At 68.6% G+C, this 7,073-nt stretch carries 7 protein-coding genes and 3 pseudogenes; 5 read left to right on the forward strand and 5 right to left on the reverse strand.

The window, feature by feature from the left end:
- The 3 genes and pseudogenes from ABZ464_RS51715 to ABZ464_RS51725 all read left to right on the forward strand — a co-directional run.
- Positions 1-86, forward strand: a pseudogene (locus ABZ464_RS51715) (IS5/IS1182 family transposase); the annotation flags it as partial.
- A gap of 513 nt (positions 87-599) precedes the next feature.
- Positions 600-689 (forward strand): annotated as a pseudogene (locus tag ABZ464_RS51720) (XRE family transcriptional regulator); the annotation flags it as partial.
- Positions 670-849: a DUF397 domain-containing protein gene (locus ABZ464_RS51725; RefSeq protein ID WP_359289950.1), complete on the forward strand. Its 180-nt coding sequence runs from the start codon at positions 670-672 to the stop codon at positions 847-849. The pseudogene ABZ464_RS51720 and the gene ABZ464_RS51725, both read left to right, overlap by 20 nt.
- Here ABZ464_RS51725 and ABZ464_RS51730 read toward each other — a convergent pair.
- Positions 833-2,002, reverse strand: coding sequence for a steroid 3-ketoacyl-CoA thiolase (locus ABZ464_RS51730; protein ID WP_359289952.1), 1,170 nt, complete (start codon positions 2,000-2,002; stop codon positions 833-835). The genes ABZ464_RS51725 and ABZ464_RS51730 overlap by 17 nt on opposite strands.
- 173 nt (positions 2,003-2,175) lie before the next feature.
- Here ABZ464_RS51730 and ABZ464_RS51735 point away from each other — a divergent pair, with 173 nt between their 5' ends.
- Positions 2,176-3,411: a cytochrome P450 gene (locus ABZ464_RS51735; protein WP_359289954.1), complete on the forward strand. Its 1,236-nt coding sequence runs from the start codon at positions 2,176-2,178 to the stop codon at positions 3,409-3,411.
- On the opposite strand, the gene ABZ464_RS51740 is transcribed toward ABZ464_RS51735, so the two are convergent.
- Positions 3,398-4,273, reverse strand: a complete 876-nt coding sequence (locus tag ABZ464_RS51740; protein WP_359289956.1) for an alpha/beta hydrolase — start codon at positions 4,271-4,273, stop codon at positions 3,398-3,400. The genes ABZ464_RS51735 and ABZ464_RS51740 overlap by 14 nt on opposite strands.
- A 98-nt stretch (positions 4,274-4,371) precedes the next feature.
- Here ABZ464_RS51740 and ABZ464_RS51745 point away from each other — a divergent pair, with 98 nt between their 5' ends.
- On the forward strand, positions 4,372-4,929 hold the full coding sequence (locus tag ABZ464_RS51745; protein ID WP_359289958.1) for an ABATE domain-containing protein: 558 nt from the start codon (positions 4,372-4,374) through the stop codon (positions 4,927-4,929).
- 51 nt (positions 4,930-4,980) lie between these two features.
- Here ABZ464_RS51745 and ABZ464_RS51750 read toward each other — a convergent pair whose 3' ends face one another.
- From ABZ464_RS51750 to ABZ464_RS51760, 3 genes and pseudogenes are all read right to left on the reverse strand, one after another.
- Positions 4,981-5,670, reverse strand: a complete 690-nt coding sequence (locus ABZ464_RS51750; protein ID WP_359289960.1) for a YoaK family protein — start codon at positions 5,668-5,670, stop codon at positions 4,981-4,983.
- Positions 5,671-5,766: 96 nt separating this feature from the next.
- On the reverse strand, positions 5,767-6,183 hold the full coding sequence (locus ABZ464_RS51755) for a transglycosylase SLT domain-containing protein (protein WP_359289962.1): 417 nt from the start codon (positions 6,181-6,183) through the stop codon (positions 5,767-5,769).
- Positions 6,184-6,554: 371 nt separating this feature from the next.
- A pseudogene (locus tag ABZ464_RS51760) lies at positions 6,555-6,974 on the reverse strand (ECF transporter S component); the annotation flags it as partial.
- Positions 6,975-7,073: the final 99 nt, after the last annotated feature.

Genomic DNA, 7,073 nt, shown 5'->3' on the forward strand with positions numbered 1-7,073 from the left:
GGCGGATCTTCCGCAGAGCCCGATGCAGCCCGAATCGAATGACGTCAATCGCAGCAGCGGTCCTCACCCTGGAGCGGCAACGCTGAAAGACCTCAATGAATGCCCACCGTCCATCGCTTTGGGCTTCACTGAGACTGCAGACAATCCGTTTGTGCTTGCTGATTCCGCTGATCGGATCGGGGTCAAGATGTATACGGACTGGCCCGACAGTCAGAACTGGACGAAGGCCTTCCAGGAAGCCATCGATGCGAAGAGCGGCGTGCAAATCTACTTCAACCTGGATGATGTCGATGATCCAGTATCGCTTGCGCGTTCAATGAAAGGGTGCGGTTCCTCAGGTATAGGTGACTACACTGCGTGGGGGCTGGCCCAAATCAAGGCTTCTCCGCCGTCAGTGCAGGCCCGAGCCACCTGGTATCGGATGGAGTAGCTGTTTCAAATCCGTTTGGAGAATGAGGCGTATGCAATCGGATTCGGCGGGATGGGAGGGTAATCTTCCCCTCCACTTCAGGCGGCCTTTCCGGGTTTGGTCTAACCAGGTGTCCCATCGGCGGCTGATTCTTCGTGGTGGGACAGTGTGGGTGGCGTCGTGGAGATTGCATCTACGGGCCGCCGCACTCTCGCTCAGGGATTCGGCGGAGCTGATCCGACGGGTGATGGAGGAGCGCTATGGAGACCACCTGGCGTAAGTCGTCCTACAGCGGTGACCAGGGCGGTGATTGTGTCGAGATCGCCGAGACCCCCTCCACCGTCGCCGTCCGTGACTCCAAGAACCCGGCGGGACCGATCCTCGCGCTCCGGCCCGCCGCGTTCTCGGCCTTCCTCGCCTGGACTACAGCCGCTGAATGATCGTTCCCGTCGCCAGCGCACCCCCCGCGCACATCGTGATGAGCGCGAACTCCTTGTCCGTGCGCTCCAGTTCGTGCAGGGCCGTGGTGATCAGGCGGGCGCCCGTCGAGCCGACCGGGTGACCCAGGGCGATCGCGCCGCCGTTGACGTTGACCTTGTCGAGGTTCTGGTCGAAGACCTTGGCCCAGGACAGCACCACCGACGCGAACGCCTCGTTGATCTCGACCAGGTCGATGTCCTTCAGGGACATGCCCGCCTTGCCGAGGACCGCCCTCGTCGCGTCGATCGGGCCGTCCAGGTGGTAGTGCGGGTCCGCGCCGACCAGGGTCTGGGCGACTATCCGGGCCCTCGGCTTCAGTTTCAGGGCCCTCGCCATCCGTTTCGACGCCCACATGATCGCCGACGCGCCGTCGCTGATCTGGGAGGAGTTGCCGGCCGTGTGGACGGCGGTGGGCATGATGGGTTTGAGGCCGGCCAGGGCTTCGGTCGTGGTGTCCCGTAGGCCCTCGTCCCGGTCGACCAGGCGCCACATGCCCTGGCCGGACGCCTGTTCCTCCTCGGTGGTGGGGACCTGGACCGCGAACGTCTCCTTCTTGAAGCGTTCCTCCGACCAGGCCACGGCGGCTCGCTGTTGCGACAGCAGGCCCAGGGCGTCGACGTCCTCCCTCGTCAGGCCCCGGTGGCGCGCGATGCGTTCCGCCGCCTCGAACTGGTTCGGCAGGTCTACGTTCCACTCCTCCGGGAACGGCTTTCCCGGGCCGTGCTTCGAGCCCGAGCCGAGCGGGACCCGGGACATGGCTTCGACGCCGCAGCTGATGCCGACGTCGATGACGCCTGCCGCGATCATGTTCGCCGTCATGTGCGACGCCTGCTGCGAGGAGCCGCACTGGCAGTCGACCGTCGTGGCCGGGGTCTCGTAGGGCAGGCCCATGGTCAGCCAGGCCGTGCGGGCCGGGTTCATGGACTGTTCGCCGGCGTGGGTCACCGTGCCGCCGACGATCTGTTCGACCGCGTCGGCGGGGATGCCGGTGCGGCCGAGGAGCTCACGGTAGGTCTCGCCCAGGAGGTAGGCGGGGTGAAGGTTGGCCAGCGCGCCGCCGCGCTTGCCGATGGGGGTGCGGACTGCTTCCACGATCACGGGTTCGGCGGCCATGGGTGCGGATCCTCCTCCGAGGAACTAGTACGTGTTCTAGTTCTTCCGAGCAGTCTGCGGACGTGATGTGCGTCACCGCAAGGGTCTTGCAGCCTTCGATGGTCTGAACTACCGTCGCGGCAATCTGTTTCTGATGAACCGTCAGAAAAGCTGCCCTCTGGCTGGAGCTGCCGATGCCCTGTCCAGCGCTTCCCGACGGGTTCGACTTCACCGACCCCGACCTGCTGCAACACCGTGTGCCCCTACCGGAGTTCACCGAGCTGCGCCGTGCCGAACCGGTCCGCTGGATCCCGCAGTCGGGCAATGTCGCCGGTTTCCAGGATGAGGGGTACTGGGCCGTCACCCGGCACGCGGACGTGAAGTACGTGTCCACGCACCCCGAGATCTTCTCCTCCTATCTCAACACCGCGATCATCCGCTTCAACGAGCACATCCAGCGGGAGTCGATCGACGCCCAGCGGTTCATCATGCTCAACATGGATCCGCCCGAGCACACGCGCGTACGGCAGATCGTGCAGCGCGGGTTCACCCCCCGGGCCATCAGGGGGCTGGAGGAGCGGCTGCGGCAGCGGGCGCGGGACATCGCCGAGGGCGCCCGTGCGCACGACGGCCCCTTCGACTTCGTCACCTCCGTCGCCTGTGAGCTGCCCCTGCAGGCCATCGCCGAGCTGATCGGCATCCCCCAGGACGACCGGGCCAAGATCTTCGAGTGGTCCAACAAGATGATCGCGTACGACGATCCCGAGTACGCCATCACCGCCGAGGTCGGCCAGCAGTCCGCCGCCGAGCTGATCTCGTACGCCATGAACATGGCCGCCGAACGGAAGCGGTGTCCCGCCCATGACATCGTGTCGACGCTCGTGGCCGCCGAGGACGAGGGGAATCTGAACTCCGACGAGTTCGGCTTCTTCGTGCTCATGCTGGCCGTCGCCGGGAACGAGACGACCCGCAATGCCATCACGCACGGGATGCACGCCTTGCTCACCCATCCCGAGCAGTGGGAGCTCTACAAGGAGCGTCGCCCCGAGACCGCCGCCGAGGAGATCGTGCGCTGGGCCACCCCCGTCGTCTCCTTCCAGCGCACCGCCACCCAGGACACCGAACTCGGCGGCAAGCAGATCAGGAAGGGCGACCGGGTCGGGATCTTCTACGCCTCCGCCAATCACGACCCCGAGGTGTTCGACCGGCCCGACGAGTTCGATGTGCTGAGGGATCCCAATCCCCATCTCGGGTTCGGGGGCGGTGGGCCGCACTTCTGCCTCGGCAAGTCGCTCGCCGTCCTGGAGATCGATCTGATCTTCAACGCCGTCGCCGACGCCCTGCCGGGCCTGCGGCTCGTCGAGGATCCGCGCCGGCTGCGGTCGGCCTGGATCAACGGGGTGAAGGAGCTGCGCGTCAGCGCCGGCTGACCCGGTCCAGGAAGTCCGCGATCAGCGGGGCGATCTCCGGCAGATGCGTTTCGAGCGCGAAGTGCCCGGTGTCGAACAGGTGCGGTTCGGCGTCGGGCAGGTCGCGCAGGTAGGCGCGGGCCCCGGCCTCGGCGAAGAAGGGGTCGTGACGGCCCCAGACGATCAGCGTGGGCGGAGTGTGCTTGCGCAGCCATGCCTGCCAGCGGTCGTACCGCTCGACGTTGGAGCGGTAGTCGAAGAGCAGCGCGCTCTGGGCCTCCTTGCGGCCCGGCAGGTCCAGGAAGTGCTGGTCGAGGGTCCAGCCCTCCGGGGCGATCAGCTCGGGGTCGGGCACGCCGGTCTCGTACTGGCCGCGCGTGCCGGCGAGGGTGAGCAGGTCCCGTACGGCGTTCTCGGCGCCCGGGGTCTCGGGGGTCAGGGCGATCAGGTCGCGGGCCGCGTCCGAGAGGCCGTCCTCGTAGGCGTTGCCGTTCTGTACGACCAGGCCGGCGATCCAGTCCGGGTGGCGTTCGGCGATGCGGAAGCCGACGGGGGCGCCGAAGTCGAAGACGTACATCACGAAGCGGTCCAGACCCAGGCGCTGGAGGAAGCCCTCCGTGACGTCGGCCAGCCGGTCGAAGGAGTGGGTGAAGCCCTCGGGGGTCTCCGTGTGGCCGAAGCCGGGGTAGTCCGGGGCGATCAGCCGGTAGCGCCCGCCGAGCACGTCGATGAGGCGGCGGAACTGGTGGGAGGCGGAGGGGAAGCCGTGCAGGAGCAGGAGTGCGGGCGCGTCGGGGTCGTCGGGGAGGGATTCCCGGTAGAAGACGCGAACGCCGTCGACGTCGAGGTGGCGGTGGAGGGTGCGGGCGGGAGAGGCGAGCATTGCTAATCCTTCCATTGCCGGTTCATGCGTTAGGTACATGAAGGGACCGTACCGCCGGATCGGCTAACGGGTCAATCTGTCGATGTAGCATTAGCGGTATGAGTGATCTCGTGCCGCTCACCGGCGAACCGCTCGCGCTGGACCTCGTCAACACGCTGTCGGCCGCGGGTGATCTGCTGACGACCCCGCGCGACCTGCTGGCCTGGTGGGAACTCGAGGCCGACCGGCTCCCCGAGGCGGTGCCTGCGGAGGTGGGGGCCGCGGATCTGGACGCCGTGCGCGGTGTACGGGAGCCCGTCGCCCGGGCCCTGGATCACGTCCGGCGGGGGGAGCGGCCCCCGTCCGCCGACCTGGAGGCGCTCAACCGGGCGCAACGGGCCGCGCCCGCGATCGATGAACTGGTGTGGGACGGGGCGGCCGTGGCCGTCGGCCGCCGCCGCGACGGCGCACCGGGCGTCCGGCTGGCCGCGTGTCTCGCCGAGGCCGCCGCCCACCTGCTGGCCGATCCGGCCGTCACCGGGATCCGGAAGTGCGAGGCCGACGACTGCGTGATGCTCTTCCTGCCCACCCATCCGCGCCGCCGCTGGTGCTCGGCCACCCGCTGCGGCAACCGGATGCGGGTCGCCCGCCACTATCAGCGTCACAAGACCGGATAGGTCCCGCGGGGCGGGGTCACGAGACCGGACAGCTCCCGCGGGGCGGGCGGCTCACCCCCTGCCCGAGGCCGCCAGTGCCAGCACCGCCGAGGTCGCCGCCGCGACGAGGAGGGGGAGGGCGATGTCGTGGTGCAGGACCAGGGCCGCGCCCAGGACCGCTCCGGCGAACATCGCGATCACGGCCGCCGTACGACGGAAGGAGTGGCTGCCCGAGCCGCCGCCCGCGTGCGAGTCGGAGGCCAGGCCGGTCAGGGTCATGGTCAGCACGGTGGTCGTGGAGAGGGCGGGTACGGCGAGTTTCTGGACGATCGCGTTGCGCAGGCCCATCGCGAACGCGGTGAGGGCGATGACCACGTAGATCCTGATCCGGCCGTGCTCGGCGGTGACGTGGGCGACGGCCGCGGCGGCGGACAGCAGGACGGCCTCGGTGGCGAACGTGACCCGGGCCCGGGCGCGCCGGGAGCCGTCGCCGACCCGCCGTACGACCCGGCCGCCCGTCGCCGCGCCCGCGAGGAAGAAGGCCAGGGAGGTGGCGGTGTGGCGGGCGGAGAAGCCGGGGGCGCCCGCGGCGGCGAACCCGAGGACCACGACGTTGCCCGTCATGTTCGCGGTGAAGACATGGCCGAGACCGAGATAGCTGATCGCGTCGATCAGACCGCTGACCCCGGTCAGGACGAGCAGGACGGGAGTCAGTCGCGCGCCGCGTGCCTCGGGGTCCTTCGCGGGGGGCTCGGTGGTCATCGGCTCAGTGGACCACGCCGGTACGGAGAAACGGCGAAGGCGGCGGCCCCCGGGATGGGGGACCGCCGCCTCATGGGGTCATGCCGTGGGCGTGGCTCAGTACCAGCCGTTCGCCTGCCAGAAGTTCCAGGCGGCGGCCGGGCTGCCGTAGCGGGAGTTCATGTAGTCCAGACCCCACTTGATCTGGGTGGCGGCGCTGGTCTTCCAGTCGGAGCCGGCCGAGGCCATCTTGGAGCCGGGGAGGGCCTGGACGAGGCCGTAGGCGCCGGAGGAGGAGTTGGTGGCGCTGACGTTCCAGTTGCTCTCGTGCTTCACGATGTTGGCGAAGGCGTTGTACTGACCGGCGTCCGGGATCATCTTGTGCGCGATCGCCTGGGCCTGGGAGGCACTGGTCACGGTGGCCGCGTGGGCCGGCGCCGCGGTCATGGCGATGCCGGCGGTGGCGGCGGCCAGGGCGACGGTGGTGATGGCCTTCTTCGGGCTGGCGATGCGGCGGATGACGGAGACGGACACGGAGAACCTTTTTCTTCGGGGACATGGTGGTCGCCTGCATACGGGAGTCACGCGGTGCGTGGCCGCTCCGCGTGAGGTGCGGTAGGTGGCTGCATGCGTCGGCGCCGAGGCCCGGGGGCTTGTCGGCGCCGTGCGACGTCATCCAGAGAAGCAGGATCGGAAACCGTCCGCAAAGACCCCTTTTGCTAGTTGTGGCCGTACTTGGGTCGAACGTCGTTTGTGTGACCTGGCTCTCAAAGCGCAGGTCAGAGGCCCTGATGGCGTGGACATGGCGTCCGATATGCACCACTAGAGGGGTTAGTAGGTGATGTGAGTCATGTGGGGTGCTTCACCGTTCAAGCGTGATCGTGTGACAGCGGGCGTACGGGGGTTCACGGAGCGGGCGCGTCGAATGTGACGGGCGCCTCGAAGGCAGCCCGGCGGGTGGCCCGGCGCAGGGCGCGCAGGACCGCCGGACCCACGGTCAGCGTCAGGACGACGGTCACGACCGCCCTCCCCAGGTCCCAGCCCAGCGAGGTCGCCACGCAGTACGCGACGAAACGGGCCAGGTTGGCCGGGACCGCCGCGTCCGGGTCGAAGGCGATGCCCGAGGCCAGCGTGCCCATGAAGGGCCAGCCCGCCAGATTCATCGCCGTCCCGTAGGCGAAGGCGGCGAGGAAGCCGTAGAGGGAGAGCAGCGCCAGTTCGCCCCGGCCGCCGAGGCGGGCCCGGCCGGGAAGCAGGCCCGCGCCCATCGTGAACCAGCCCATCGCCAGCATCTGGAACGGCAGCCAGGGGCCGATCCCACCGCTTCTTCTACGACCTGTCCGGTACCCGGGATCACCGCGACGCCCAGGTACGGCACGCCCTCACACGGCTGCTGAACTGGGCCAAGACCTGCGGCGTCAAGG

It is taken from the genome of Streptomyces sp. NPDC005820 (assembly GCF_040630255.1).
Lineage (GTDB): Bacteria > Actinomycetota > Actinomycetes > Streptomycetales > Streptomycetaceae > Streptomyces.

Excerpts from the sequence above, each read along its gene's own strand:
- ABZ464_RS51735 (WP_359289954.1), top strand. The coding sequence starts at position 2,176 with ATGCCCTGTCCAGCGCTTCCCGACGGGTTCGACTTCACCGACCCCGAC.
- ABZ464_RS51740 (WP_359289956.1), bottom strand. The coding sequence starts at position 4,273 with ATGCTCGCCTCTCCCGCCCGCACCCTCCACCGCCACCTCGACGTCGAC.
- ABZ464_RS51750 (WP_359289960.1), bottom strand. The coding sequence starts at position 5,670 with ATGACCACCGAGCCCCCCGCGAAGGACCCCGAGGCACGCGGCGCGCGA.
- ABZ464_RS51745 (WP_359289958.1), top strand. The coding sequence starts at position 4,372 with ATGAGTGATCTCGTGCCGCTCACCGGCGAACCGCTCGCGCTGGACCTC.
- ABZ464_RS51725 (WP_359289950.1), top strand. The coding sequence starts at position 670 with ATGGAGACCACCTGGCGTAAGTCGTCCTACAGCGGTGACCAGGGCGGT.
- ABZ464_RS51730 (WP_359289952.1), bottom strand. The coding sequence starts at position 2,002 with ATGGCCGCCGAACCCGTGATCGTGGAAGCAGTCCGCACCCCCATCGGC.